This window comes from Brachybacterium sp. AOP43-C2-M15 (assembly GCF_052446295.1).
Lineage (GTDB): Bacteria > Actinomycetota > Actinomycetes > Actinomycetales > Dermabacteraceae > Brachybacterium.
In genome coordinates this window covers 350,417-377,177 of the sequence record NZ_JBQSWB010000001.1, presented here as the reverse complement: position 1 = coordinate 377,177, position 26,761 = coordinate 350,417, and the positions used below count along the sequence as shown (strand labels likewise).

Here is a 26,761-nt window from a genome sequence, read left to right as displayed (position 1 = left end):
ACGGGCATAATGGATACTAAGGGTTCGCCTGCTCCCGTCCAGCTTCTCTCCTGAGGTGCCTCATGGTCTCCGCCCCGCCCCTGACCCGACGCTCGTTCGGCACCGCCGCCGCGCTGTCCGCCCTGACCCTGCCCGTGCTCGCCGCCTGCGGAGGCGGCGGATCGGCGGCGGGCGACGGGGACGCGGACACCGCCGTGCTGAAGGTCGGCTTCCCCGCGGACAGCGAGAACTGGGACCCGCACCAGCCGCCCCAGACCGTCACCCGCGCCGTGGCCCGGCAGATCGCCGACACCCTCGTCGACCAGCATCCCGAGACCGGGGAGATCGTGGGCTGGCTCGCCGAGGAGTGGGAGACCGACGAGGACAGCTCGCAGTTCACGTTCCACCTGCGCGAGGGCGTGACCTTCTCCGACGGCACCGCACTGACCGCGGAGTCGATCCGGAGCAACTTCGACCGCATCATCGACATCGGCCCCCTCGCCTACATCGGCGCGAGCCACCTGCGCGGGTACACCGGCACCGAGGTCACCGACGAGCTCACGGCCGTGGTCTCCTTCGACGGCCCCAACGCCCAGTTCCTGCAGGCGGCCACCACCCAGTCGCTGAGCATCCTCGCCGACTCCACCCTCGCCCTGGACCCCGAGGAGGTCGCGCGGGGAGGCCCCGCGGTCGTCGGCTCCGGGGCCTACACCTTCGAGGAGTACGTGCCCGGCGAGAGCATCACCCTCGTCCGCCGCGACGACTACGACTGGGGCTCGCAGGCCTACGACAACCAGGGTGCCGCCGCCTACGAGAGGGTCGAGATCTCCTTCATCCCCGACCCCACCACCCTGGCCGGCGCCGTCTCCTCCGGGCAGATCGACTACGCGTTCTCCCTGGACGTCTCGACCATCGCCTCGATCGACACCGACCGGCTGCACCTCTCGAACGTGCCCACGCGAGGCATCTCCTTCCCCCTGATCCCCTTCGTGTACAGGGAGATCTTCGCCGACGAGGCGGTGCGTCGGGCCATCAACCCCGCCACCGACCGCGCCGAGATCGCCGAGCGGATCTACCAGGGCCAGGTCGAGCCCGCCACCGGGCTGCTGACGGCGGCGACCCCGGGCTCCGCGGACCTCTCGGAGTTCCTCGAGCACGACCCCGATCTGGCCCGGTCGATCCTCAAGGACGCCGGCTGGACCGAGGGCGAGGACGGGATCCGCGTGGACGAGGACGGCGAGCGCCTCACCCTCACCATCCAGTACGTCGGCGGGAACACCCTGTACGAGCAGCTGTTCCAGCTCCTGCAGACCCAGTGGGCCGCCGTCGGCATCGAGTTCGTGCTCAAGCCCGTCACCGAGGCCGAGTCCAGCGAGTACGGCCTCTACGACGCCCCCTACGATCTGTCGACCTGGACCCAGGGTCGCGCCGACCCCGATGTGCTGCGCGTGGTCTACAGCTCCTTCTACGAGAACCAGTCCTTCTTCTTCGGCAACGCCCTGCCGGAGATCGACGAGGCGCTGCTGGCCCTGCAGTCCACCACCGACCCCGACGAGCGCGCCGCCGCCTCCGAGAACGCCCAGCGCCTGCTGCTCGAGGGCGGGTACTCCTTCCCGCTGATCGACGCCGTCTCCCTGACGGCCGCCTCCCAGCAGCTGGCGGGGATCCGCCTGGACGCCGAGAACAAGCCGGTCTTCGCGGACACGGCCCCGGCGTGATCCGGTACGTCCTCCGTCGCCTGGGCCAGGCGGCGGTGGTGCTGTGGGGCGCGATCACGCTCTCGTTCGTCATCGTGCAGCTCACCCCCGGCGATCCCGCCCGCCTGATGGTCATGGGCGGCGAGGGAGGGGACGCCGGAGCGGCCGACGACGCGCAGATCGCCGCCATCCGTGCGGAGATGGGGCTGGACCAGCCCGTGGTGCTCCAGTACGTGAGCTACCTGTGGCGGGTGCTGACCCTGGACTGGGGCACGGCCTACTCCCAGCAGCGCCAGGAGGTCTCCGCCGTGATCGGCGACAACCTCGGGGCGACCGTCGAGCTCGGCGTGACCAGCCTCGTGATCATGACCGTGCTGGGCATCGCCTTCGCCCTGGGCTCGGTGCTGCTGCCCACCAGATGGCTGCGCTCCGCCTTCCAGGGGATCTCGGTGATCGGCATCGCCGTCCCCTCGTTCGTGATGGCGATCCTGCTGCTGCAGGTGTTCTCCTTCCGCCTGGGATGGTTCCCGGCCTTCGGCGCCGGGGACCTCCGCTCGGTGCTGCTGCCCGCGATCACCATCGCCCTGCTGGGGGCCGGCACCCTCAGCCAGGTCTTCGCCCGCAGCATCCGCGAGGTCTCCACCGAGGGCTACGTGGAGGTGGCGCACGCGCGCGGGCTGGGACCGGCGAAGGTGGTGCTCACCCATGTGCTGCGCAATGCGAGCCTGCCGGTGTACACGATCGTCGGCATGCTGGTGGGCGGCGTGGTCTCGGGCGCCGCGATCATCGAGATCATCTTCGGGCGACCCGGGGTCGGCCAGCTCTACGTCGAGGCGGTCGGCGCCCGGGACTTCCCGCTGATCCAGGCGCTGATCGTGCTCACCGGCGGGCTGTACGTGCTGGTCACGCTGATCGTGGACCTGACCTACCCCCTGATCGACCCGCGCGTGATCTCCCCGGCGGCGAGCGGACGGAGCGCCCGATGACCGCCCAGGCCCGCACCCGGTCCCCCCACCGCCAGGAGCCCGTCGACCCTCGCTCCCGCCGCCGGCCGGCCGGCGGCCCCCGTGCGCTGTCGGCAGCGGTCCGCGCCCCGGGGGTGTCGCTCTCGGCACTGTTCCTGGCGCTCCTGCTGGGCTGGGTGGTCGCCCCGGGCGTGTTCGCGACGCATCACCCGCTCGAGGTCGTCGGCGCCTCGCTCTCCCCGCCGGGCGGGGAGTTCTGGTTCGGCACGGACCTCAACGGGCGCGACGTCTACAGCCGCGTGGTCCACGGCGCCCGCCTGTCCCTGCTGGCCGGGGTGGTCGCGGTGATGATCTCGCTGGTCGTGGGCGGGCTCCTGGGCATGATCGCGGGATACGCCGGCGGGATCGTCGACGCGATCATCTCCCGGGCGGTCGAGGTGCTCGTCTCCATCCCCGGACTGCTGCTCTCCCTCGCGATCATCTCCGTGCTCGGCTTCGGGGTCGACAAGGTCGCGATCGCGGTGGGCATCGCCGGGATCCCCGGGATGGTGCGCATCGCCCGGGCCGAGACGCTGCGGATCGTGACCCTGCCCTACATGGACGCGGCCACGACGAGCGGCACCCGGCGCCTGACCGGCATCATCACCCACGTGGTCCCCAACGCCTCCGGGGCGATCGGCGTGGTCGCCGGCATCGATCTGGGCGGCGCGATCCTGGCCGTCGCCTCGTTGAGCTTCCTGGGCTTCGGCGCGGTGCCCCCGGAGCCCGAGTGGGGCTCCCAGATCAACGAGGGACGGATGTACATCGCGGGCGCCTGGTGGTGGACGCTGTTCCCCTCGGTCGTGGCGGGGCTGACGGTGCTCAGCGTCAACCGGCTCAGCCGCGGGATCGGGACCAGGGAGGTGCGATGAGCATCGTGGGGAGCAGCGCGCCGCCGCACGGCGAGGACCGCCCGGCCGGCAAGGACCTCCTGACCGTGGAGGACCTGCGCATCACCTACCGGCGCCGCGGCACCACGACCACGGCGGTCGACGGGGTCTCCTTCGCCCTCCGCGCCGGCGAGTCCCTGGCGCTGGTGGGCGAGTCCGGCTCGGGCAAGTCCAGCATCGCCCGCGCCGCGCTGGGCCTGCTCGGCGCGCGCGCCGAGGTCTCCGGCCGGGTGCTCCTGGTCGACGACGGGGACGTCGGGGCATCTGCGGACTCGGACCTGCTGACGCTGCCCGCCGCCCGGGCACGGCGCCTGCGCGGCCGCGACATCGCCTACATCCCCCAGGACCCCGGCGGTTCCCTGGACCCGCTGCGGCGGGTGATCGACCAGGTCACCGAGCCGCTGCGCCATCATCGCCTCGGGGATCCCGCCGCCCATCGCGAGCGGGCCCTGCAAGCCCTGCGCGAGGCCGGTCTCGGTGACGCCGAACGGCTCTCCTCGCGCTGGCCCCACGAGCTCTCTGGCGGCCAGCGCCAGCGGGTGCTGATCGCCACCGCGATCGTCTCCGAACCCCGCCTGATCATCGCCGACGAGCCCACGAGCGCGCTCGACGTGACGGTCCAGCGGCAGATCCTCGACCGCATCCAGCAGCTGACCGCCTCCCACGGCACGGCACTGCTGCTGATCACCCATGACCTCGCGGTCGCCGCGGACCGCACGGACACCACCGTCGCGCTGCGGCGGGGACGGATCGTCGACCAGGGCCCCAGCCGCGCTCTGCTGGTCGCGCCCGAGCACCCCTACACTCGAGCGCTGGTCGAGGCGATCCCGGGCCGCTCCCGCACCCTGGCCGCGATCGATCCGCCGCAGCCGGAGGTCGGAGGGGCCCCGGTGATCGAGGTGCGCGGGGTCGAGAAGACCTACGGGCACCGTCGGGACCCGGTCCGGGCGCTGCTCCCCCTGGACCTCACGGTCCGCCCCGGGGACAGCATCGGCATCGCCGGGGAGTCCGGGTCGGGCAAGACCACCCTCGCCCGGGTGATGCTGGGCCTGACCCCGCCCGACGGCGGTGACGTGCGGATCGGCGGGCGCCCGGTCTCGAGGGGCGACCGGAGGATCCGTCGGCTGGTCCAGCCCGTCTTCCAGAATCCGCACTCCTCCTTCGACCCCGCCCACTCCGTCGGCTGGTCCGTGCTCGAGCCGGTGCGGGCGCTCGCCCCGCGGTCCCGGGCCGCGCGACGCGAGCTGCTGGGAACCCTGTTCGCCGACGTCGGCCTCGACGCCTCGCTCAGCGCGCGCCGACCCGACGAGCTCTCCGGTGGTCAGCTGCAGAGGGTCGCGATCGCCCGGGCGCTCGCCGTCTCCCCGCAGGTGCTGGTGTGCGACGAGGCGGTCTCCGCACTGGACGTGACCGTGCAGGCGCAGATCCTGTCGCTGCTCTCGCGTCTGCAGCGGGAGCACGAACTGGCCCTCGTCTTCATCACCCACGATCTGGGGGTGCTGCGCGAGCTGTGTCGCGACGTGCTCGTCATGCGCGAGGGCGAGGTCGTCGAGCAGGGCCGCACGGCTGCGGTCTTCGACGCCCCCGCCCACGAGTACACCCGGGAGCTGATCGCCGCGATCCCCGGGGCCGTGGCCCGGTGAGCGGGAGCGTCGGCCTCCCGCTGTGATCCCCCGCGCACGTCGGGGCGCGCCCTGGCCGCAGATCCCTCCGCCGGGTAGGCTGTGCCGGTCCGTGACGTGCATCGCCGATGCCCGAGCGGACGGCATGAACCCTCCTGCCACGGAGAGACCGTGGCCGCAGAGACCACAGGAGGTGGGTACCAGAACATGCGCAAGTACGAAATGGTCGTGATCCTCGACCCGTCCGTCGATGAACGGACCGTCACCGGAACCTTCGAGAAGCTCGTCCAGGTCATCCCGACCGAGGGCGGCACCATCGACAACGTCGACGTCTGGGGCAAGCGGAAGTTCGCCTACGAGATCGACAAGAAGACCGAGGGCATCTACATCGTCCTCACCTACACGGCGAAGTCCTCGACCTCCCAGGAGCTGGACCGTCAGCTCGGGCTGAACGAGTCCGTCATGCGCACGAAGGTCATGCGTCTCGACGACGAGTGACCTGCTGTCGCTGACCCACGCACCACCCCACCCCACCCCGGAGCAGAGGAGCACCCATGGCGAATGACACCGTCATCACGGTGATCGGCAACCTGACCGCCGACCCCGAGCTGCGTTTCACGCAGTCCGGCATCGCGGTCGCGTCGTTCACCATCGCGTCGACCCCCCGCACCTTCGACCGCCAGTCGAACGAGTGGAAGGACGGCGAGGCGCTGTTCCTGCGCTGCTCCATCTGGCGCGACGCCGCGGAGAACGTGGCCGAGTCGCTGGAGAAGGGCACCCGCGTCGTCGCGCAGGGCCGTCTCAAGCAGCGCTCCTTCACCGACCGTGAGGGCAACAACCGCACCAGCATCGAGCTGGACGTCGACGAGATCGGCCCCTCGCTCAAGTACGCCACCGCCAAGCCCACCAAGGTGCAGCGCGGCGGAGGCGGCGGAGGCCGCGGCGGATTCGGCGGCGGCGCCCCGCAGGGTGGCGGCCAGGGCGGCTACAACAACGCGCCCCAGGGCGCGCCTGACGCCGACCCGTGGGCCGGCGGCGGCAACCAGGGCGGGTACGACGACCCGCCCTTCTGATCGCTGACGCGATCGCTGCATTGCATTGATCCATTCCATCCCGGGTGCATGCCCGGGCTCCCCTCAGAAAGAAGGAGCACCACGATGGCCAAGCCCTCACTTCGTCCCCCGAAGAAGAAGCAGAACCCGCTGAAGGCCGCGGGAGTCGAGACCGTCGACTACAAGGACGCTGCGCTGCTGCGCAAGTTCGTCTCCGACCGCGGGAAGATCCGCGCCCGCCGAGTCACCGGCGTGTCCGTCCAGGAGCAGCGCAAGATCGCGAAGGCCGTGAAGAACGCCCGCGAGATCGCCCTCCTGCCGTACTCGACCTCCGGTCGCTGAGCGAGGAAGGCACAGACATGACCACCAAGCTCATCCTCACCAACGAGGTCACGGGCCTCGGCGCCGCCGGCGACATCGTCGATGTCAAGGACGGCTACGCCCGCAACTTCCTCCTTCCGCGCGGTCTCGCGACCCCGTGGACCAAGGGCGGTCAGCGTCAGCTCGACCAGATCCGTGCGGCCCGCGGCAAGCGTGCGATCGCCAGCATCGAGGACGCGCAGGCGCTGAAGTCCAGCCTCGAGTCCAAGCCCGTCGTCATCGCCGAGCGCGCCGGCCAGAACGGCCGCCTCTTCGGCGCGGTCTCCTCCAAGGAGGTCGCCGAGGGCGTCAAGGCCGTGTTCGACAAGGACATCGACCGTCGCACCGTCGAGTTCGCCGCCCCCATCCGGGCCCTCGGCGAGCACAGGGCCACCGTGCGCCTGCACGAGGACATCTTCGCGAACCTGGTCGTCCAGGTCGTCGCCGCGAAGGGGTCTGCCAAGGCCTGATCGACGTACTGCGAGGTACGAGCGGTAGGAGATCAGGAAGTCGAGCACTGCCTGATCGACGTACTGCGAGGTACGAGCGGTAGGAGATCAGGCGCTCCGGCACTGCCTGATCGACGCTCGATCCTCCTCCGCGAGACCCCCGCACCGATCCATCGGTGCGGGGGTCTCGTCGACCGTGCGAGGATGTGGCGCATGTTCGGACGCGCAGCGCAGCAGCAGAAGCAGATCGAGACTCTCCAGGCGCATGTGCGCAGGCTCGAGGGCCTCGTCGCGGCGCTCGCCGACCGCGCGGGCCTGAGCGAGGCCGAGCTCGACGAGCTGCGCGGCCGGGCTGGGGATCCGATCCCGGAGCAGTCCCGGCGCCTCGTCGCCGAGGGGAAGCACATCGAGGCCATCAAGGTGTACCGCGAGCACACCGGCGCCGGCCTCAAGGACGCCAAGGACGCGATCGACAGGTACCGCGACAGCCTCTGACCAAGAGGGCCGACGATCGTCGGTCGCGCCTGCGACCAACAGCGGGGCGATCTCCTCCGCCCGCCGGATGTGCCGCGGACGACGGTCGGGCAGGGTCGTGCCATGACGACCTTCGAGAAGACCACCCGCCCTCCCGTCCGTCCCCCGACCCGCAGCCGCGGCCCCGACGCCGTGATCGCTCTGATCCTCGTGGCCGTGGTGCTCGGCTCGGCCGGCTTCGCCCTGACCCTCACCCCCGGCGCGGGCGCCGGCGGGGTGGCCGTGCTGCTGCTCGCCGGCGTCCTCCTGGTGGTGGGCCTGGACCGCTCCGTGCGCGAGGAACTCGACACGCTCCGCGACTGACCGCGCCGGTTCGCCGCCGCATCTGACTACCCTCGTGCGGTGACCACTTCTGCGACCGACGCTCCAGCCCGCTCCGACGGGCATCTCGCCCGCTCCCTCGGCCACGGCCAGATGGCGATGATCGCCATGGGCTCGGCCCTGGGGACGGGCCTGTTCCTCGGCTCCGGCGAAGCGATCGGCTACGCCGGCCCGGCGGCGATCGTCTCCTTCGCGATCGGTTCGCTGATCGCCGCGACCATCGCCCTGTCCATGGGCGAGATGGCCTCCCGCCATCCCGTGCGGGGCGGGTTCGGCACCCTCGCCGCGCGGTACCTCTCGCCCTACTGGGGCTACCTCTCTCGCTGGCTGTACTGGATCGTCACCGTCGCGGTGACGGGCACCGAGCTGGTCGCCTGCGCCACCTACCTGGCGTACTGGTTCCCCGCCGTCCCGGTCTGGGCCGGCATCCTGCTGTTCGCCGCGATGATCGTGGGGATCAACCTGGCGAGCGTGGGCTCCTTCGGCGTCATCGAGTTCGCGCTCTCCTCGATCAAGGTGATCGCCGTGCTGGTCTTCATCCTGGTCGGTGCGTTCCTGGTGTTCTTCGGCCTGCCCCAGCAGGAGGCGCCCGGCCTGTCCCTGCTCACCGCCGACGGCGGGTTCCTGCCGATGGGCTGGTCCGGTGTGTGGATCGCCCTGTCCGTGGTGATGTTCTCCTTCGGGGGGATCGAGCTGCTCTCGATCACGGCCGCCGAGGCGAAGGATCCCGCCCGCTCGATCCGCACCGCGGCCCGGACCACGATCGTGCGTCTGGCCTTCTTCTATGTGCTCTGCATCGGCATCGTGCTCGCCCTCGTCCCGTGGAGGGAGGCGTCGTCCACCGGGGAGGACGTCTCCACCTCGCCCTTCGTGATGGTGTTCGACCGGATCGGCGTGCCCGGAGCCGCCTCGCTGACCAACCTGATCGTGCTGATCGCGGCGCTGTCGGCCGCGAACGCGAACCTCTATGCCGGCAGCCGCATCCTGCACTCCCTCGCCTCCGACCGTCTCGCCCCGCGCCTCGCCGCCCGCACCACCGCCCGCGGCGTCCCCGTGGTCGGCATCGCGGCCAGCTCCGCGGGCATCATCGGTGCCGCCGTGCTGGCCTTCAGCGGTGTGGGCGGGGTGTTCGGCTACATGATGAGCCTCGTGGTCTTCGCGGTGATCACGGTGTGGCTGCTGATCCTGGTCAGCTACATCGCCTTCCGCCGCGCCGGTGTCGAGGGAGCGACCTTCCGCATGCCCGGCGGCGTCGTCTCGGCGGGGATCGGCATCGTGGGTCTGCTCGCCGTGTTCGCCACCGTGCTCGTGCGCGAGAGCATGCAGATCGCCGCGATGGTGGGGATCCCGGCCGTGCTGGTGGCGACCGTCCTGTACTTCACCGTCGCGCGCCGTCGGATCGATCCCGCCGAGATCGACGACGCCTTCGCGGAGGCGGAGAGCATGCGCTGAGCACGCCTGTCCTGACAGCGCGGCCGACGTGGTGTTCGTTACTGTGCCCCTGATCGGTTTGGGCTGGAGGTGGCGCAGGGGTAACCTAGGGGAACCTTCGGCCTCGGCGCCTCGAGACCCGGTGCCGGAGATACGCGCAAGTGGCGGAATTGGTAGACGCGCACGGTTCAGGTCCGTGTGCCGGAAACGGCGTGGGGGTTCAAGTCCCCCCTTGCGCACCGCAGGAATTGCCCCGGTTCACCCAGGTGAGCCGGGGTTCTTCGCGTTCTGGGCCCTGGCGGTGCTGCAGGACGGCGCCCCCGGGCCCGGGGCTGAGGCTGGGCCCGGGCAGGGCCTTGTCGCCTGACGTGTCGCTCAGGGCGCCGGATACCGACGCGTCAGGAGACGTGGGGCACGTACCCGGGGAGCACGGTGCGGGCCGGGCACGGCGGACCCATGAGTCACGGCAGTCCCATGAGTCACGGCCGTCCCCTGAGCCACGGCAGTCCCCTGAGCGATGATGGAGCCATGAGCAACGACGCCCGCTCCACGGACCCCGCCGCGGACCAGTCCACGGACTTCACCCTCACCGGCCACGGCGGCGCCCTGGTCGGCCGCGCCTGGCCCGTCGCCGACCCGCGCTGGGTCGCGGTCATCGCGCACGGCTACGGCGAGCACGTGGGCCGCTATGAGTGGGTCGCAGCCCGGCTGAACGAGGCCGGCGCCGCCGTGTTCGCCGCTGATCATCTCGGGCACGGGCGCAGCGACGGCGAGCGCGTCCTGATCGGCGACTACGGGCCGGTGGTGGAGGACCTCGACCTCGTGGTCCAGCACGCCGCCGCGCAGCAGCCCGGCCTGCCGGTCGTCCTCATCGGCCACTCCATGGGCGGCATGATCGCCGCCCGGTACACGCAGCTGCATGCGGACCGTCTGCTCGCGACGGTCCTCTCGGGCCCGGTGCTGGGCTCCTGGGCCACGGTCGACGAGCTGCTCGAGCTCGAGGAGATCCCCTCCACGCCCATCGACCCCGGAACCCTCTCGCGCGACCCCGCGGTGGGGGAGGCCATTGCCGCGGACCCGCTCGTGTGGCACGGCGACTTCGCCCGCCCCACCCTCGAGGCGATGCAGGAGACCCTGCGAACGATCTCCGCCCACGGGAGCATCGGCGAGCATCCGCTGCTGTACCTGCACGGGGAGGACGATCGCCTGGTCCCGCTCCCGGCCAGCTGGGAAGGTCTGCTCGAGCTGCGCGGCCCGCGGACCTTCACCAGGACCTACCCCGGCGCCCAGCACGAGATCTTCAACGAGACCCACCGCGACGAGGTGCTCGAGGACGTCATCGGCTTCGTGGAGGGCGTGCTCAGCGTGCGGGACTGAGCGTGCGGTTCCGACGGGCCGGGCGGAGCCCCGCCCCGTCGGCCGCAGCGGCTCTCACTCCCTCGCGGTGCGGCGCAGCCGGACGTTGACGAACTCGCCCATCCCCCAGCGGCCCAGCTCGCGGCCGAAGCCCGAGCGCTTCACCCCGCCGAAGGGCAGGCCCGGAAGCGTCGTGCCGTGCTCGTTGACGTAGGCCATGCCCACGTCCAGGCGGTCGGCGACCTCCTGCGCGCGCTCGAGGTTTGTGCCCCAGACGGACCCGCTGAGCCCGAAGGGGACGTCGTCGGCGAGCTCCACGGCGTCCTGGACCGAGTCGACGCCGTGGATCACGGCCACGGGCCCGAAGATCTCCTCGGAGTAGGCGTCCATGTCCCCGGTGACCCCGGTGAGCACGGCGGGCTGCAGGAAGGCGCCCTCGCCCTCGAGGGCCCTGCCGCCGACGTGCAGCGTGGCACCCTGCTCGACGGCGCGCTCGACCTGCTCGGCGACGGTGTCGCGGGCGCTGACGGAGGAGAGCGGGCCGACGTCGGTCCCCTCGTCCAGCGGGTCGCCGACCTGCGCGCCCTCGAAGACCTCGACGACGGTCGCGACGAACTCGTCCAGCCGGTCGTTCGGCACGATCATCCGCTTGGGCGAGTTGCAGGCCTGGCCGGCGTTGGAGAGCCTCGCCGTCGCGGCGGTGCGGGCGACCTGCGCGATGTCGGCGTCCTCGAGCACGATCAGCGGGTCGGAGCCGCCGAGCTCGAGCACCGACTTCTTCAGGTGCCGGGCGGCGTTCTCCGCGACCGCGGCGCCGGCCCGCTCGCTCCCGGTCAGGGAGACGCCCCGCACCCGCGGATCGGCGATCATGTCGGCGATCTGCTCATGGGAGGCGAAGACGTTGACGTACGCGTCCGCCGGCACTCCGGCCTCGTGGAGGATCTCCTCCATCCGCTGGGCCGAGCCGGCGCAGATCTCCGCGTGCTTGAGGATGATGGTGTTGCCGGCCATGAGGTTCGGCGCGACGAACCGCGCCACCTGGTAGTAGGGGTAGTTCCAGGGCATGATCCCGACGAGGGGGCCGAGGGGCGCGGTCTGCACGAGCGACTCCTCGGCGCCCTGCGGGTCCAGCGTCTCGGGCTGCAGAAGCTCGGGGCCGTGCTCGGCGTACCAGCGGTAGATCGAGGCGGCCAGCTCGGCCTCCCCGATCGCCTGCGCGAGGGGCTTGCCCATCTCCGTCGCGATCAGCCGCCCGAGCTCCTCGCTGCGCGCGTCGTAGGCGTCGGCGACCCGTGCCAGGATCGCCGCGCGCTCGCCGGGAGCGGCCGCGCTCCAGGTGGGGAAGGCGCCGGCCGATCGGCCGAGCACCTGCTCCACGCCCGCGTCGTCCAGCGCGGGGAACTCCTGATCGGTGTGTCCGGTGGTCGGATTGGTGGTGCTGAAGGAAGCCATCCCCCCACGGTCCCCCGGGAGCCGAGTGCTGTACAGGGGGTGGACGACCGATCGGTCCGTGGCAGTCTTCCCTCCTCGTGGATCGTCAGCTCAGCGCGGAGAACGGGGCGGGAAGAAGGCGCCCCTCGTGATCGAACATCGATTGGTTCTCCCACGCGTTCCCGGAGGAGGGGTCCTCGGGGTCCCATCCGGCCCCGTCCACCGCGGTCCAGGCCGGCTCCCAGTAGATCGCGCCGCGGCAGCGGGCGCCGGCGGTGGGTGCGGAGACGGCGACATCCTGCACGGCACGGAAGTTGGCCGCCTGGCCCTCAGGGGTCGCCGGGTAGCCACGAGTCAGCTGCGAGGGCTCTGCGACGATGTTCTCGAAGGGGGAGCGGGGATCGTCCTCGAGGGTGTGCGCGTAGGCCGTCTCGACCACCACCACATCGCGTTCGAAGCGATCTGCGAGGACGGCGATCGCTCGCTGCAGGTCCTGGAACGTTCCGTGCCAGTAGGAGTAGTAGGACAGCCCGATCACGTCGAAGGGCACCTCTCGTGCCGTGATCTCGTCGAACCATGAGCTGAGCCCTTCGACGCCGTCATGGATGTTCGTCAGGTGCAGGATCACCTCGGCCTCCGGGAAGATCTCGGTCACGGCCTCACTGCCGGCGGTGAGGAAGCCGGCCAGTGCGTCGTACTGCGCACCGTCGACCCCATCGTCCGGATCGACGTCCCAGGTCTGACCCCAGGGCCACAGCATTCCCGGGTTGATCTCGTTGCCCACCTGCACCGCGGCCACGTCGACCCCGGCGTCCCGCAGCGCGGCGAGCGTGGCGCGGGTGTGGTCTGCGATCGCCGCGCGCAGCCCGTGCGGTGCGTCCTCCCGCCACGCAGCGGGAACTCCCTGGGCACCCGGGTCGGTCCAGGTGTCCGAGTAGTGGAAGTCGATCAGCACGTCCATGCCGGCCGCCGCGATACGTCGGGCCATTCCGACCGTGCGCTCGGGGGTGCAGTAACCGTCCGCCGGATCGACCCACACGCGCAGGCGGCCCGTGGTCGCCCCGTGGTCCGCGAACACCTGCACCGGATCCACCGGCGCAGTGCCGTCGGCCGTGAAGTACTCCGCACCGCATGCCTCGTTCTTCGGCACGCCGGAGAGGTCGACGCCGCGCACCTCCCGGTGCGTCGGACCGGCCTCCAGGCGCAGCTCGGTGAACTCGGCCCAAGCGCTCTCCGCGCTCTCGGTGCGCAGCTCGATCCGGAGCTCGCCGGCCGGCAGCCGGGCGCTGACGGCGATCTCGACCGGTCCGCCGTGCTCCCCGGTCACGGGGAGCACCACCTGCTGGTCGACACCTCGCGCGACGAGCGCGATCGAGGAGGCGGGCACGGCACCGTCGGTCCTGACCCTCGCCCGCAGGGTTCGCCATCCCGGTCGGCGCACCTGGACATCCTGCGAGACGACGACCCTGGCTCCGCCGGAGGAGCGGCATCGCAGGAGCGGAGCCTCGGCGTCGACCTCCGCGGCGCCGGCCGGGCCGGTGACGTCCCAGCCGTGCAGGCCGTCCTCGAAGCGAGGATTGCGGATCTGGTACCGGCGGGACCCGGGATCCGCATGGGCGACGGTGCTCGTCGTGCTCGCGACGGCGGCCGATCCGGCCATCATCAGGCTCGGCAGTCGGCGCCGCGAGAGAGCGGGGAGCGGAGAGCGGGGGGTGTGCTGGGTGGACATCGTCGTACGCCCTTTCGTGGTGGAGGTCGGGGTCAGAGCGCTCCTGCGGAGATGGTCGTCGGCACGGTGGCCGTGGCGGTGCCGCCTGCGGGGACCGTGAGGTGCCGCCCATCGGGGAGCGCGAGCTCATGGTCCTGGGCGGTGTGGTTGATGGCGAACAGAAAACGGTCCCCGTCGGGGGACGTGCGCGTCAGCAGCTCGACGTCCTCGGGAAGGTTCGGCACGACGATCCCGGCAGCCGCGTATGCCTGCGTGAACACGCTGCTCAGTGCGTCGATGGACAGATCGGCGGAGACGTACCAGGCCTGGCCGGCTCCGTGGTCCGCACGGGTGATCGCCGGTGAGCCTCCGACGGGGCCGTCGACATAGCGCGAGAGGATCTCGGCGGTCGTGGGCTGCAGGTCCTCCGTCCAGACCTGGGCCTCGTGGAACGCCCCTCCGGGCAGCTCGAGCAGGGAAGGCTCGCCGACGCGGAGAGGGCAGAACTCCTGGACCTCGACGCCGAGAACTCCCGCCAGGGCCGCGTTCAAGCCTCCCTCGCGGACTCCGTCGCACTCGTCGACGATCCCGGAGAACGGGCCGACGACCAGGTTCCCCCCGTCGTCGACGTACTGCTCGAGGTTCCCGGCGGCGGCATCGGTGAGAAGGTAGGAGGCGGGAGCGAGGACCAGCCGGTATGCCGACAGATCGGCCTCGGGATGCATGAAGTCCACGGCGAGGTGATCGCGCCACAGGCGCTCGTACCAGGAGCGGATCTGCTCCCGGTGGCCGAGGTCCGCGGCGGGGCGCCACGGCAGGTCCTGAGCCCAGTGCGACTCCCAGTCGAACAGGATCGCGACCTCGGCGCTCGCCGTCGACCCCTGGACCTCCGCGAGTCCGGCGAGCTCGGCGCCGAGCTCGCGGACCTCGCGGAAGACGCGCGATCCCGTACCGGCGTGCGGGAGCATCGCCGAGTGGAACTTCTCGGCGCCCTTCCGCGAGGCTCTCCACTGGAAGAACATGATCCCGTCTGCTCCGCGTGCGAGGTGCGAGAGCGAGTTGCGCGCCATCTCCCCGGGACGTTTGGCGACGTTGCGACCCTGCCAGTTCACCCCGGAGGTCGAGTGCTCCATGAGGATCCACGGCCTGCCGCCGGACAGGGACCGGGTCAGGTCTGCGTCGAGTGCGAGCTCGACGAAGTTCCGCGGGTCCTCGGCGACGAGATAGTGGTCGTTGGAGACCACGTCCACCTCGCGGGCCCACCGCCACAGGTCCATGTTGGGGCAGGTGTGCGCCATGAAGTTCGTGGTCACCGGGATGCCGGGGGAGAGCGAGTGCAGGATGTCCCGCTCGGCCTGGAAGCACTCGAGGATCGCCTGGTTCGAGAACCTGCGCCAGTCGAGTTCTCGCGAGGGGTTCGCGACCGTGGGTGTGGGCAGGGGCGGCAGCACATCGGCCCAGGTCCCCAACGTCTGCCCCCAGAAGGCGGTGCCCCAGGCGCGATTCACGGAGTCCAGCGCCCCGTAGCGGTCCTTCACCCAGAGGCGGAAGTGCTCGTGAGCGGATTCCGAGAAGCTCTCCCCCACGGGCGCCCCGTACTCGTTGTGCACGTGCCACATCGCCACGGCGGGGTGGGACCCGTAGCGCTCGCCGAGCACGGTGGTGATGCGGGCGCATGCCTCCCGGTACGCCGGGGAGCTCGGGCAGGCCATCCCGCGCGAGCCGGGTCCTTGCGGCACCAGATCGCGACCGACGACCCGCGCCTCGGGATGGGCACGGAAGAACCACGCGGGCGGTGCGGCCGTCGGCGTCGCGAGGTCGACCCTGATCCCCGAGGAGTGGAGCAGGTCGAGCAGCTCGTCGAGCCAGTCGGTCTCGAACTCCCCCGGACGCGGCTCGAGCTTCGACCACGACCAGATGCCGACGCTGACCAGGTTCACTCCGGCCTTTCGCATCAGGCGCACGTCCTCCCGCCACACCTCCGGGGGCCACTGTTCGGGGTTGTAGTCACCTCCGTAGGCGATGCCGTTCGAGCCGGGCACGGCCGGGGACGGAGCGGACGGGGAGGCGGAGGGCGGCTCAGGCAGGGATCGATCACGGGTCATGACGCCATATGGTGCCACACGGAGACGAAAAGCCGAGGCTATTGACTGGGATCGATCACAGTTCTACGATCAGCGCAGCTCGCTCGATCCTCGAGCGGGATGTCTACGCAAGGAGGCGTTCATGTCGGACCCGAGCCCGCCCAGTCCCGCCCGCGGAGCCTCTCGCCGGCGCTTCCTCGCCGCCGGGGCCGCCGTCGCGGGATCGGCCCTCGGTCTGAGTGCGATGGGCGGCTGCAGCTCCCGGTCCGCGGATGCTCCTCTGGAGCTGACCTTCTGGGCTTGGGCTCCCGGCATCGAGGACGTCGTGGCCCTCTGGAACGAGCGGAACCCCGATGTGCAGGTCGTGGTGAGCAGACAGGATGCGGGTGACGCCGCCGTGACCAAGCTGCTGACGGCCGTTCGTGCCCGCAACGGTGCCCCGGACCTCGTGCAGGCCGAGTACCAGGCGATCACCGCTCTGGTCTCCGCCGATGCGATTGCTGATGTCTCCGATGTGCTCGAGGCCGGCACCCGCGAGCACTTCGCGGAGGGCATCTGGTCCAGCGTCAACCTCCAGGGCGATTCGATCTACGCGATACCCCAGGACACCGGCCCGCTCCAGTTCTACTACCGCGAGGACGTCTTCGCGGATCTGGGCCTGGACGTGCCCATCACCTGGGACGACTATGCCGAGGCCGCACGCGCGATCCACGAGGCCGATCCCGCGATGCACCTGGGCACCTTCTCGAGCGCTGATCCCGGGTTGTTCGCGGGCCTCGCCCAGCAGGCAGGTGCTTCCTGGTGGCAGATCGAGGGCGAGAGGTGGACGGTCGCGATCGACGAGGAGCCGACCCAGCGCGTCGCCGGCTTCTGGGGCGCGCTCGTGGAGGAGGGCGTGATCTCGAACGAGCCCATGTACACCCCGCAGTGGAACGCCGCGCTCAACAACGGGACCCAGGTCGGGTGGGTCTCTGCGGTGTGGGCGCCCGGCGTGCTCGAGGGGAACGCGGGCTCCACCGCGGGCTCCTGGCGCATGGCACCGATCCCGCAGTGGGATCGCTCGACCGCCGCGACGGGGAACTGGGGCGGGTCCACCACGGCGGTGACCACGCAGACCGAGCACAAAGAGGCGGCAGTGCGCTTCGCCGAATGGATGAACACCTCCGCGGAGGGCGTGGAGGCACTGGTGACCAAGAGCTATGTCTTCCCCGCCGATCAGCACAGCTCCGCGGAAGCCCTCTCGGACCCCCCGGCGTTCTTCGAGAACCAGCCCGAGTTCTACGCGGAGTCCACCGCCAACGCCGAGACGGTTCAGCCCTTCACCTTCGGTCCGAACGTGAACGTCACCTACTCGGTGTTCAACGACGCCTTCGCCCTCGCCACCCAGGCCCGCTCCGCAGAGGCCTTCACCGAAGCCGTCACCACGCTCCAGGAGCGCACGGTCGCGGACCTCGAGAACCAGGGGTACACCCTCGCATGAGCACCACGGCCTCCTCTCTCCGACGGCGGACGAATCGGTCCGCCTACGCCTTCATCGCTCCCGCCGCAGTCTGCTTCCTGCTCTTCCTGGCGATCCCGATCCTCTACGCCATCTACATCAGCTTCCGGCGCGAGGTCGTCGTCGGTCTCGGTCTCGGCGAGGGCGGACGCAGGGAGATCTGGGCGGGGCTGGACAACTACACCGATGTGCTGGCCGACCCGGAGTTCCTGGCGAGCGCCGTGCGCGTCCTCCTGTACGGCGCGGTGCTCGTCCCCGTCATGCTGGGTCTCGCGCTGCTCTTCGCACTGATGTTGGACTCGCGGCGCGCCCGCGTTCGCCGCTTCTCCAGGATCGCGATCTTCCTCCCGTACGCGGTGCCGTCGGTGATCTCCTCGGTGCTGTGGGGCTTTCTCTACCTGCCCGGCACGAGCCCGTTCCACCACATCGCCTCGGCGCTCGGCGGGACCCTGCCGGATGTGCTCTCGCCGTCCCTCGTGCTGCTGGCGATCGCGAACATCGGGATCTGGGGCGGCACGGGATTCAACATGGTGGTGCTGTACACCTCGCTCAAGGCCGTTCCGAGCGAGCTCTATGAGGCGGCGACCCTGGACGGTGCCTCCGAGCGGCAGATCGCGACCCGCGTCAAGGTGCCGATGATCCTGCCCTCCCTCATCATGACCGCGGTGTTCTCGATCATCGCGACCCTCCAGGTGTTCGCCGAGCCGATGCTCCTACGACCACTGGCCAACTCCATCTCGACCACCTGGTCCCCGCTGATGCGGATCTACCGTGACGCCTTCACCGAGAACGACATCTACACCGCCTCGGCGGGGTCGGTGCTGGTGGCGCTCGCGACCTTCGTGATCTCCTTCGGCTTCCTGCGGCTCGTGCGCGGGCAGGCCTTCTCCCAGGAAGAGCGGTGAGCATCATGAGCACCTCCGTCCCCACTCGCCACGGCGAGGCCCGGTCCACTGTCGCCGCAGCTCCTCGCAGGCCCTCGTCCCCAGGGGGCGTGGAGCGACCCTCGCTGATCGCGACCGGCATCCTGCTTCTGGGTGCCCTGTACGCCCTGCTCCCCGTCCTGTGGGTGCTCGTCGCCGCCACGAAGAGTCCGGACGAGCTGTTCTCGACGTTCTCGCTCGCCCCCTCGTCCCATCTGGTCCAGAACCTCCAGGACCTCTTCACCTACCGCGACGGGCTCTTCTTCCGCTGGGCCGGGAACACGGTCCTGTATGCCGTGGGCGGTGCGTTGCTCTCCACGGCGGTCTCGGCGGCCGCGGGCTACGGCCTGGCCAAGTTCGTCTTCCGCGGCAAGAAGCTGTTCTTCAACGTGATCCTCGCCGGGGTCCTGCTGCCGGCGGTGATCCTCGCCGTGCCGCAGTACCTCCTGTTCGCCCAGGCAGGGCTCGCGAACACCTACTGGGCGGTGCTGCTGCCCAGCATCCTGAACCCCTACGGCATCTATCTCGCGAGGATCTACGCCGGCGCGGCGATACCGACCGAGATGATCGAGGCGGCGCGCACCGATGGCGCCGGCGAGCTGCGCATCTTCGGGCAGTTCGCGGTGCCGATGATGCTTCCCGGCCTGGTCACCGTGTTCCTGTTCCAGTTCGTGGGCATCTGGAACAACTACATGCTTCCGTACATCATGCTCGGCGATGACAAGCTGTTCCCGATCACGGTGGGCCTGTCGACCCTCATGAACCAGGGCTCGTCGCAGCCCGCGATGTACACCACCGTGATCACCGGTGCGCTGGTCTCGATCATCCCGTTGATCGCGCTGTTCCTGATTCTTCAGCGATACTGGCAGACGGATCTGACCGCCGGAGCGGTCAAGAGCTGATCCGGGGACGGCGCCGCCGCCCCATCGCCGCCGGACTGGACTCGAGAGGGGGAGCGGCCATGGCGCGCACGGCACGCAGGAAGGCGACGATCGCCGACGTCGCCGAGGCCGCGGGGGTGTCCCGAGGGACCGTCTCCCGCTACCTCAACGGCGGACGCTGGGTCTCCGCGGACGCCCGGGCCGCGGTCGGTGCGGCGATCGAGCGCACCGGGTACGTCGCGAGCTCGACCGCGCGTCAGCTGCGGACCGGGCGGAGCGGCACCGTCGCATTCCTCGTCGACGAGCAGCCCGCCACCTTCTTCGGGGACCCGACCTTCGAAGCGCTGGTCGCGAGCGTGAGCGACGCCCTGGCCGTCGAGGACATGTCGATGGTGGTGCTGCTGGCCGGCAGCGCCGACCAGGCACGCCGTGCAGTCGAGTTCCTCCACGGCGGTCCCGTCGCCGGGGTGGTCACGGCGTCGATCCATCCGACGCACGGCACGCTCGAGAAGATCGTCGACCTCGGCATCCCCGTCGTGAACTGCGGATACCCGCGGTCGCACGCAGAGAGGGTCTCCTACGTGATGGGGGACGAGGCGATGGGCGGTCGTCTCAGCGCGGAGCATCTGCTCGAGCACGGAGCCGCGCGGCTGGGCGTGATCGCCGGGCCCGAGGACACCCCGGGAGGCACCCTGCGGCTCGAGGCGTTCCGCCGGGCAGCGGGACCCGCCCTGCTCGAGGAGAACGTGCGCTTCGGTGACTACACCCGTGAGAGCGGTCGGTCCCTCGCCGCAGAGCTGCTCGATGCCGATCCGTCGATCGACGCGATCTTCGCCGCGAGCGACACGATGGCAGCCGGCGTGCTGGACGCCGCCGCGCAGCGCGGACTGGCCGTCCCCGAGGATGTGATGGTCAGCGGCTTCGATGACGCGTCGATCGCGCGCGAGGTCATGCCGCCGCTGACCACGGTCCGACAGCCCTTCGATCGAATCAGCCTCGAGCTGGTGTCCGTGCTGATGCGAGAGATCTCCGACGGTTATCGCTCCGCGGTGACGGTTCCCGTCGAACTCGTGGAGCGTGCCAGCACCGCACGGGTGTGATGTCGAGCGCGCGGGTGAGATCCCGCGCCAGGACTGACCGGAGTCGGCCGCTCAGATGAACTCGAGCGGATCGAACTCGTCGATGTCGATGATCCGCACGCGCGGCAGGCGGCTGGTGAAGGCGGCGACGTCGTACTCGAGGTCGTGGAACTCGATGCCGGGGATCTCCTGCAGATCCGACGCCATGAACTCGCGGAACCCGATGAGAGCGGTGCGCCGGTCCGGGGTGGAGGCGAGGTCCTCCATCTGCGGGACGAAGTCCTTGTCATGGCTGACCAGCATGACGTCCGCCGGTCGCGACTGCAGCGCCTCGGCCGTGCGCTGGATCGCGATGTCCACGACCTTGCCCTCGCCCCGCAGCGGGACCGCCTTGTAGCCCATGGCGATCAGCGCCTGCACGAAGCCCGAGGGCAGGCTGTCGGTCACGGCCAGGAAGAACAGGCCCTTCACGGGCTGGTGCCACGCCGCCTCCGCATGGTGGATGAGCTTGTTCCAGCGGGGCCGCTCCTCGGGCTGCGGGCGTCGGCCCAGAACGGAGACTCCGAGGGTGGCGTCGATGTTCTCGCCGTCCACCAGGAGGTACGTGGTGCGTTCTGTCATGGGTCGACCTTACGCGGTCCCGGGGGTCCGGGCGGAGTGAACGGTCCTCGGGCGGCCGACGGGGGTGCGGAGGGGTCGCGACGGTTCCTCCCCCGTGCGGGTTGTCCACATTCTGCGGGAGTGGGTTGACGAACAGTTCTGTATTCTTCTGGTGGCGTCCGACGGGTATTCGCCTCTCCCTCCGCGCCGGTTGTCGGCCATCCGCCCCACGGCGTGGCGAGGCCCCCTGGCGCGGGTCGATCAGGCGTCGTCGACCTGCACGGACGTTCCGGGAGCGAGGCCATGCGAATCTCGAGCGCGGTGTCGTCCCGCGCTGGTCGCGGGGGTGTTCGTGGGACGGTTCCTCCACAGTGGTGGTTTATCCACAGATTCATCCCCATTTCATGATGACGCTTCAGCAGGGGTGGGTGTGGTGGGTATTCTCGGGGGGTGAACATGGCGACAGGGCCGGACGGGGCCGTGAGGGTTCCGGGAAGGATCGGGGGTGAGGGTGATGGGGGAGTTCGAGGATGATCGCCAGGCGAGGACCGCCGATCGCCCGGTCGCCGATGCCGTGCCCGTACTCGCACCCGCACCCGCACCCGGTGGCCCGGATGCTTCCGATGCTCTCGTCGCCTCCTCCGACGTCCCCGCCCCTGAGGCGGTCGGGGAGGCTGCGGGGGCTCGATCGCGGTGGGCGGTGCGGGCGCGGCGTCCGCTGGACGAGGCGTCCCTGCTCGAGGAGGTCGAGCCCGGGTCGCTGGAAGCGGGCCGGGTGCTGCGGCTGCATGCGACCCTTCGTGCTCGGGCGTCTCTGCATGCGCATCTGCTGCGGCAGCTGGCGCTGTTCTTCCGTGATGATCCCGAGGTGCGGGGCGTGCCCGAGGACGCGGACCTGACGGGGGTGAAGGTCGCGGTCGGGCTGCGGACCTCGACCCGTCGCGCCTGGGGTCAGGTCCTCGATGCCCATACCGCGGTGGATCTGATGCCGCGCACGTTCGCGTTCCTCGCGAGGGGCGAGATGCCCGAGCACTTCCACCAGTACCTGCTGCGGCAGGTCCGTCGCCTCACCGACGAGCAGAAGCGCGTCGTGGACGAGCACATGGCCGGGGTGGAGATCCCCGCGGTCTCGCAGGCCACGTTCGAGGCGCAGGCGCGGCTGGCGGTGCGGCTCGCGAGCGCGGGGAGCGTCCCGGTGCCCGCGTCGACGTCACGGAACGTGGAGGTCGTGGACGTGAACACGGAGACGGGGACCGCGTCGCTGTATGTGACCGGGCCGATCCCGGAGATCCAGGGCCTGGCCCACCGGCTGGACGTCGCGGCCCGCACCGTGCAGCAGGCCCAGCGGGCCGCTCTCGCGGACGGGACCGAGGGGTCCGTGCCCTTCGACATCGATCAGGACCTGCGCGAGCGGGGCCGGGCCCTGTCCCTGGCGAGGCTGCGCTACGCGATCCTGACCCACTCGATCCTGGACATCGACCCCGTCCAGGAGACCCGCACCCCGTACAAGATCCTGGTCACCATCCCTGTGACCACCCTGCTCGGTCTCGACGACGCTCCCGGGATGCTGGATGGCCTCACTCCCCTCCCCGCCGAGCAGGCGCGGGTACTGGCCGCGGACGCACCGACCTGGCTGAGGATCCTCACCGACCCACTGACCGGTGCGCACCTTCCCGCGGTCGCCGAGAGCTACCCGCCCACCGCGCAGATGCGGCTCCAGCTGCGCCTGCGCCACCCCGTCTGCGCGGTGCCGGGCTGTGAACGCCCCACCCGGATAGCGGCCGAGGACGACCACATCCTCGAGTACGACCACAGCGATCCCGGTGCCGGGGGCCCCACCTCTCTGGCGAACCTCCACCGCCTGTGCTGGCAGCACCACCAGCTCAAGACCGCCGGCCGCCTCGACCCCACCCGCACCCCTGACCCCGACCACCCCGGTGATGCCGCCCCGGGCGGGGCCACGAGAGCGGGGCCGGTCAGCACCGACTGGGACATCGACGGAGAGGTCCGCACCCGCACCTACGAACACACCGACCTGCTCTCCCCTCACACCGCCGCCGCGCTCGAACGCGCCTGGCGCACCCACCTCCGCGCCCACGAGGACGCCGTCCGCCTCCACGACCAGGAGAAGAGCCGCCCCCACGCCGAACGAGCCGCGGAACAGCGCCGACACGCCCTGGCCATCGCCTACCCCCACCTCCGCGACCGCCTCCTCCCCGACCCCCACACCCCACCCGAAGACGACACCGACCCACCCTTCTGAGTCGCCACCCCTCCCCGTCCGACGGACCGGGACGCCCCCTGCCACGAGCAGGGAGGCGTCCCGGCGTGTCCGGTCCAGCGGAGTCCTCGTGCAGGTCAGGACATGACCTCACATGGATGTCATGCCACCTGGTGAGCGATGCGGAGCGGGCGGCGGGCGGTCAGAGGGCCTCCACCTTGCCCGTCACCCCGTGCGGGTCGATGACGTACTTCTTGGCCACCCCGGAATCGAACTCCGCGTAGCCCTTCGGGGCGTCGTCGAGCGAGATGGCGGTGGCCTTCACCGCATCGGCGATCTTCACCCTGTCGTGCAGGATCGCCTCCATGAGCTGGCGGTGGTACCTCATCACCGGGCACTGGCCGGTGGTGAAGGACAGCGCCTTCGCCCAGCCCAACCCCAGACGCAGGGAGAGCGAGCCCTCCTGCGCGGCCTCGTCCACACCGCCCGGATCGCCGGTGACGTACAGGCCCGGGATGCCGAGGGCGCCGCCGGCGCGGGTGACGTCCATCAGGGTGTTCAGCACCGTCGCCGGTGCCTCCCCGGCGTCCTTGCCGTGACCGCGAGCCTCGAAGCCGACCGCGTCGACGCCGGCGTCGACCTCCTCCCGGCCCAGGATCCGCGCGATGCCCTCCCGCGGGTCCTCCGACGAGACGTCGATCGTCTCGCAGCCGAAGGAGGCGGCATTGGCCAGCCGTTCCGCGTTCATGTCCGCCATGATCACCACCGAGGCGCCCAGCAGCTGGGCGCCCACGGCGGCGGCCGTCCCGACCGGGCCGGCACCGGCGATGTAGACGGACTTGCCCGGGCCCACCCCGGCGGTCACCGCCCCGTGGTATCCCGTGGGGAAGATGTCCGAGAGCATGGTCAGATCCAGGATCTTCTCCATGGCCTGATCCTTGTCCGGGAACGTCAGCAGGTTCCAGTCCGCGTACGGCACCAGCACGTACTCGGCCTGGCCGCCCACCCAGCCGCCCATGTCGACGTAGCCGTAGGCGCTGCCGGGACGATCGGGGTTCACGTTCAGACAGATCTCGGTGCGGCGGGTCTTGCACATCTCGCAGCGCCCGCAGGAGATGTTGAAGGGGACCGAGACCAGGTCACCCTTCTGGATGAACTCGACCCCGGGGCCGGTCTCGATCACCTCGCCGGTGATCTCGTGGCCGAGCACGAGGCCTTCCGGCGCCGTGGTGCGACCGCGGACCATGTGCTGGTCCGAGCCGCAGATGTTGGTGGTGACGACCTTGAGGATCGCCGCGTGCGGGAGCTGCCGGCCGACGTTGTCGGGGTTGACCCCGGGACCGTCCTTCAGCTCATAGGTCGGGTAGTCGATGTCGATGACCTCGACCTCGCCCGGTCCCTGGTATGCGATCGCGCGGTTGGTGGACATGCCGGCCTCCTTGCCTGACATGGCCCGCCGGTGCGGGCCGACATGTCCACACTCTCCGGCCGGAACCCCCGTGTCAACAGGCAGGACAGCGCAAACCTGCTGTGCCCGTGTGCCAGGTCGCAGTCCCGATCCGGCGCCACCTCACATCCATGTCACCCCCGACCGTCGGCCGGTCCCCCGCCTCGATCCCTCAGCCCAGGACGATCTCCCGACCCGTGTTCGCCGATTCGTAGATCGACTCGAGGATCCGCACGATCTCGACCCCGTGCCATGCCGGTGCGACGGACTCGGCCCGCCCCAGCGAGGCGTCGACGAAGTTCTGGATCTCGTTGGCGAAGCCGAGGCCGAACTCGAAGCTGCGCGAGGCGATCTGCGGCTCGATGTTCACCACCGAGTCGTGCATCTCCGTGGCGATCTGCAGAGCCGGCTCGAGCACGGCGCCGCCCTTCTCGCCGTAGACGGAGACGTCGATCGAGTCCTTGGTGGCGTGCAGCGAGTAGGAGCAGTCCAGCAGCAGCGAGGCGCCGTTCTCGAAGCGGATCACGGCGTTGGCGAGATCCTCGACGGAGTTGCGGTCCGGGTCGTAGTCCGCGGCCTTGTAGCGGGGCATGGTCGTCACGTTCCCGCGGCTGCCGAGCTTGTCGTAGGTGTTGCCGCTGACGGAGACCACCTTCGGGCTGCCCATCAGGTACCAGCACAGGTCCAGCACGTGGATGCCGATGTCCAGCAGCGGACCGCCGCCGGAGATCTCCTTGTCCGCGAACCACCCGCCGGGGTTGCCCACGCGGCGCAGGCAGCTGGCCTTGGCGTAGTAGATCTCGCCCAGCTCGTCCGCATCGATGAAGGACTTCAGCACCTGGCAGTTGGGGGAGTGGCGGCGCACGAAGCCGACCTGCATCACGCGGTCGCTGCCCTCGACCACGCGCTGGATCTCCTCGGCCTCGGCGAGGGTGCGGGCGATCGGCTTCTCGACCAGCACGTGCTTGCCGGCCTCGACGGCGGCGATCGCCCAGGCGGCGTGGGAGTTGTTCCAGGTGCAGATGGACACGCCGTCGATCTCGGGATCGGCCAGCAGCTCGTGCGGATCGGCGTAGGCGCGCTCAGCGCCGAACTGGTCGGCCACCGCCTGGGCGCGCTCGAGGTTCATGTCGGCGACGGCGATCAACTCGACGTCGGGGTTCTTCGCGTAGGCGGAGAGGTGGGACTGGGCGATGCTGCCGGCGCCGATCACGCCGACTCGGAGATTCGTCATGGGGTGGAGGTGTCCTTCGCAGTGGTGGTGGGGTGGGGCGGCGGGTCAGGCGGTCTCGAACAGGCGGCGGGCGTTGGCCAGGCCGCGCTCGCAGCCCAGCAGGCAGTCCTCCCAGCCCTCGAACTCGATCGCGGCGTATCCGGAGAAGTCCGAGGCGCGGATCGCGCGCGCCACGGCGCGCAGGTCGATGTCGCCGTTGCCGACCACCGCCCCGCGCAGGTGCCTGCCGCCGCGGCTGCGGAACCAGCCCTCGCCGGGATCGGCGTCCGCCGGGCGGATGTAGAAGTCCTTGAAGTGCACGACCATCGCGTACGGCAGGTTCTGGGCGACCGACACCTCGGGCGTCTCGTCGACGCACACGAAGTTGCCCACGTCCAGGGTGGTGCGGAAGTTGGGCTCGTCCACCGCGTGGATGATGCGGCGCACCCGGTCCGCGGCCTGCACGAAGAAGCCGTGGTTCTCGAGGCTGGTGGTGATGCCCTTGGTCGCGGCGTACTGCGCGATCCGCTTCGACGCCGCGACGATCGAGGGCAGGGCCTGCTCGAACAGCGGGGTGTCATCGCCGTCGAGGCCGCGGTGGGCGACCACGTCGTGGCGCATGCGGGTGATGCCCAGGCGCTCGGCGAGGTCGACGTACTGCTGGACCCGCTGGATCTGCGCCTCGAGCTCGGCCTCGTCCTCGGTGAGGAAGTTCGCTCCGACGGCGAGGTTGGACAGCGGCACCCCGGCGGACTCGGCCCGCGCACGGATCTCGTCGACGTAGGCCGGATCGGAGGCGATGGTGGGGATCGGGGAGTCGGCGGCGTCGCCGAGGACGGCGAGCTCGAGGTGCTCGCCCTCGCTCGCCGCCACCCAGTCGATGACCTGCGGGAGCGTCATCTCGCCGGTGGAGAGCTTGGCGTGGAAGCTGTAGGAGCTGAATCCGAAGGAGAGGTCGGCGGTCATGGTGTCCTTCCGGGA

24 protein-coding genes and 1 tRNA gene are annotated in these 26,761 nt (G+C 70.5%); 18 read left to right on the top strand and 7 right to left on the bottom strand.

Going from position 1 to position 26,761, the window contains the following annotated elements; all coding sequences use genetic code 11:
- Positions 1–62: 62 nt before the first annotated feature.
- From ACT3SP_RS01740 to ACT3SP_RS01680, 13 genes are all read left to right on the top strand, one after another.
- Positions 63–1,697: an ABC transporter substrate-binding protein gene (locus tag ACT3SP_RS01740; protein WP_444585508.1), complete on the top strand. Its 1,635-nt coding sequence runs from the start codon at positions 63–65 to the stop codon at positions 1,695–1,697.
- On the top strand, positions 1,694–2,662 hold the full coding sequence (locus tag ACT3SP_RS01735; RefSeq protein ID WP_444585507.1) for an ABC transporter permease: 969 nt from the start codon (positions 1,694–1,696) through the stop codon (positions 2,660–2,662). The genes ACT3SP_RS01740 and ACT3SP_RS01735 overlap by 4 nt, the downstream gene beginning before the upstream one ends.
- Complete coding sequence (locus ACT3SP_RS01730) at positions 2,659–3,552, top strand: ABC transporter permease (RefSeq protein ID WP_444585506.1); 894 nt, start codon at positions 2,659–2,661, stop codon at positions 3,550–3,552. The genes ACT3SP_RS01735 and ACT3SP_RS01730 overlap by 4 nt, the downstream gene beginning before the upstream one ends.
- Complete coding sequence (gene nikE, locus ACT3SP_RS01725; protein WP_444585505.1) at positions 3,549–5,213, top strand: nickel ABC transporter ATP-binding protein NikE; 1,665 nt, start codon at positions 3,549–3,551, stop codon at positions 5,211–5,213. The genes ACT3SP_RS01730 and nikE overlap by 4 nt, the downstream gene beginning before the upstream one ends.
- 186 nt (positions 5,214–5,399) lie before the next feature.
- Positions 5,400–5,690 (top strand): 30S ribosomal protein S6, encoded by a 291-nt coding sequence (rpsF, locus tag ACT3SP_RS01720; protein ID WP_444585504.1) that lies wholly within the window; start codon positions 5,400–5,402, stop codon positions 5,688–5,690.
- Between the two features lie 56 nt (positions 5,691–5,746).
- Positions 5,747–6,265 (top strand): single-stranded DNA-binding protein, encoded by a 519-nt coding sequence (locus ACT3SP_RS01715; protein ID WP_444585503.1) that lies wholly within the window; start codon positions 5,747–5,749, stop codon positions 6,263–6,265.
- 84 nt (positions 6,266–6,349) lie between these two features.
- Positions 6,350–6,586: a 30S ribosomal protein S18 gene (gene rpsR, locus ACT3SP_RS01710; RefSeq protein WP_087486151.1), complete on the top strand. Its 237-nt coding sequence runs from the start codon at positions 6,350–6,352 to the stop codon at positions 6,584–6,586.
- 17 nt (positions 6,587–6,603) lie between these two features.
- Entirely contained in the window at positions 6,604–7,074 is a 471-nt protein-coding gene (gene rplI / locus ACT3SP_RS01705; RefSeq protein WP_444585502.1) for a 50S ribosomal protein L9, read from the top strand.
- A gap of 192 nt (positions 7,075–7,266) precedes the next feature.
- Positions 7,267–7,548, top strand: a complete 282-nt coding sequence (locus ACT3SP_RS01700; RefSeq protein WP_444585501.1) for a hypothetical protein — start codon at positions 7,267–7,269, stop codon at positions 7,546–7,548.
- A 102-nt stretch (positions 7,549–7,650) separates the two neighbouring features.
- On the top strand, positions 7,651–7,890 hold the full coding sequence (locus ACT3SP_RS01695; RefSeq protein WP_444585500.1) for a hypothetical protein: 240 nt from the start codon (positions 7,651–7,653) through the stop codon (positions 7,888–7,890).
- A gap of 39 nt (positions 7,891–7,929) precedes the next feature.
- Entirely contained in the window at positions 7,930–9,360 is a 1,431-nt protein-coding gene (locus ACT3SP_RS01690) for an amino acid permease (RefSeq protein ID WP_444585499.1), read from the top strand.
- A gap of 134 nt (positions 9,361–9,494) precedes the next feature.
- Positions 9,495–9,578: transfer RNA gene (locus tag ACT3SP_RS01685), tRNA-Leu, on the top strand.
- Between the two features lie 289 nt (positions 9,579–9,867).
- The gene (locus tag ACT3SP_RS01680) at positions 9,868–10,716 is read left to right on the top strand and encodes a lysophospholipase (protein ID WP_444585498.1); all 849 of its coding nucleotides are present in this window, start codon (positions 9,868–9,870) and stop codon (positions 10,714–10,716) included.
- A 54-nt stretch (positions 10,717–10,770) separates the two neighbouring features.
- On the opposite strand, the gene ACT3SP_RS01675 is transcribed toward ACT3SP_RS01680, so the two are convergent.
- From ACT3SP_RS01675 to ACT3SP_RS01665, 3 genes are all read right to left on the bottom strand, one after another.
- Positions 10,771–12,147: an NAD-dependent succinate-semialdehyde dehydrogenase gene (locus ACT3SP_RS01675; protein WP_444585497.1), complete on the bottom strand. Its 1,377-nt coding sequence runs from the start codon at positions 12,145–12,147 to the stop codon at positions 10,771–10,773.
- 85 nt (positions 12,148–12,232) lie between these two features.
- On the bottom strand, positions 12,233–13,855 hold the full coding sequence (locus ACT3SP_RS01670) for a glycoside hydrolase family 53 protein (protein WP_444585496.1): 1,623 nt from the start codon (positions 13,853–13,855) through the stop codon (positions 12,233–12,235).
- Positions 13,856–13,887: 32 nt separating this feature from the next.
- Positions 13,888–15,939 carry a beta-galactosidase gene (locus tag ACT3SP_RS01665; protein WP_444585495.1) on the bottom strand — a complete coding sequence of 684 codons (2,052 nt, stop codon included), beginning with the start codon at positions 15,937–15,939 and terminating at the stop codon, positions 13,888–13,890.
- Between the two features lie 121 nt (positions 15,940–16,060).
- On the opposite strand from ACT3SP_RS01665, the gene ACT3SP_RS01660 reads away from it, so the two are divergent.
- Genes ACT3SP_RS01660 through ACT3SP_RS01645 form a run of 4 tightly spaced genes read left to right on the top strand, consistent with a single transcriptional unit; the run spans position 16,061 to position 20,320 of the window.
- Positions 16,061–17,398 (top strand): ABC transporter substrate-binding protein, encoded by a 1,338-nt coding sequence (locus tag ACT3SP_RS01660; RefSeq protein ID WP_444585494.1) that lies wholly within the window; start codon positions 16,061–16,063, stop codon positions 17,396–17,398.
- Positions 17,395–18,321 (top strand): carbohydrate ABC transporter permease, encoded by a 927-nt coding sequence (locus tag ACT3SP_RS01655; protein WP_444585493.1) that lies wholly within the window; start codon positions 17,395–17,397, stop codon positions 18,319–18,321. Before ACT3SP_RS01660 ends, ACT3SP_RS01655 begins: the two co-directional genes overlap by 4 nt.
- 5 nt (positions 18,322–18,326) lie before the next feature.
- A complete protein-coding gene (locus ACT3SP_RS01650) occupies positions 18,327–19,241 on the top strand; it encodes a carbohydrate ABC transporter permease (RefSeq protein ID WP_444585492.1) in 915 nt (304 codons plus the stop codon).
- Positions 19,242–19,300: 59 nt separating this feature from the next.
- Entirely contained in the window at positions 19,301–20,320 is a 1,020-nt protein-coding gene (locus ACT3SP_RS01645) for a LacI family DNA-binding transcriptional regulator (RefSeq protein ID WP_444585491.1), read from the top strand.
- Positions 20,321–20,371: 51 nt separating this feature from the next.
- Here ACT3SP_RS01645 and ACT3SP_RS01640 read toward each other — a convergent pair whose 3' ends face one another.
- Entirely contained in the window at positions 20,372–20,920 is a 549-nt protein-coding gene (locus ACT3SP_RS01640) for an NYN domain-containing protein (RefSeq protein WP_444585490.1), read from the bottom strand.
- A 679-nt stretch (positions 20,921–21,599) separates the two neighbouring features.
- Here ACT3SP_RS01640 and ACT3SP_RS01635 point away from each other — a divergent pair.
- Positions 21,600–23,162, top strand: a complete 1,563-nt coding sequence (locus ACT3SP_RS01635) for an HNH endonuclease (protein ID WP_444585489.1) — start codon at positions 21,600–21,602, stop codon at positions 23,160–23,162.
- A gap of 160 nt (positions 23,163–23,322) precedes the next feature.
- Here the strand turns inward: ACT3SP_RS01635 and fdhA are convergent, their stop codons facing one another.
- The 3 genes from fdhA to ACT3SP_RS01620 form a co-directional block, all read right to left on the bottom strand.
- Positions 23,323–24,549: a formaldehyde dehydrogenase, glutathione-independent gene (fdhA, locus tag ACT3SP_RS01630; RefSeq protein ID WP_444585488.1), complete on the bottom strand. Its 1,227-nt coding sequence runs from the start codon at positions 24,547–24,549 to the stop codon at positions 23,323–23,325.
- A 190-nt stretch (positions 24,550–24,739) separates the two neighbouring features.
- Positions 24,740–25,801 carry a Gfo/Idh/MocA family protein gene (locus ACT3SP_RS01625; RefSeq protein WP_444585487.1) on the bottom strand — a complete coding sequence of 354 codons (1,062 nt, stop codon included), beginning with the start codon at positions 25,799–25,801 and terminating at the stop codon, positions 24,740–24,742.
- 45 nt (positions 25,802–25,846) lie between these two features.
- Positions 25,847–26,746 (bottom strand): sugar phosphate isomerase/epimerase family protein, encoded by a 900-nt coding sequence (locus ACT3SP_RS01620; RefSeq protein WP_444585486.1) that lies wholly within the window; start codon positions 26,744–26,746, stop codon positions 25,847–25,849.
- Positions 26,747–26,761: the final 15 nt, after the last annotated feature.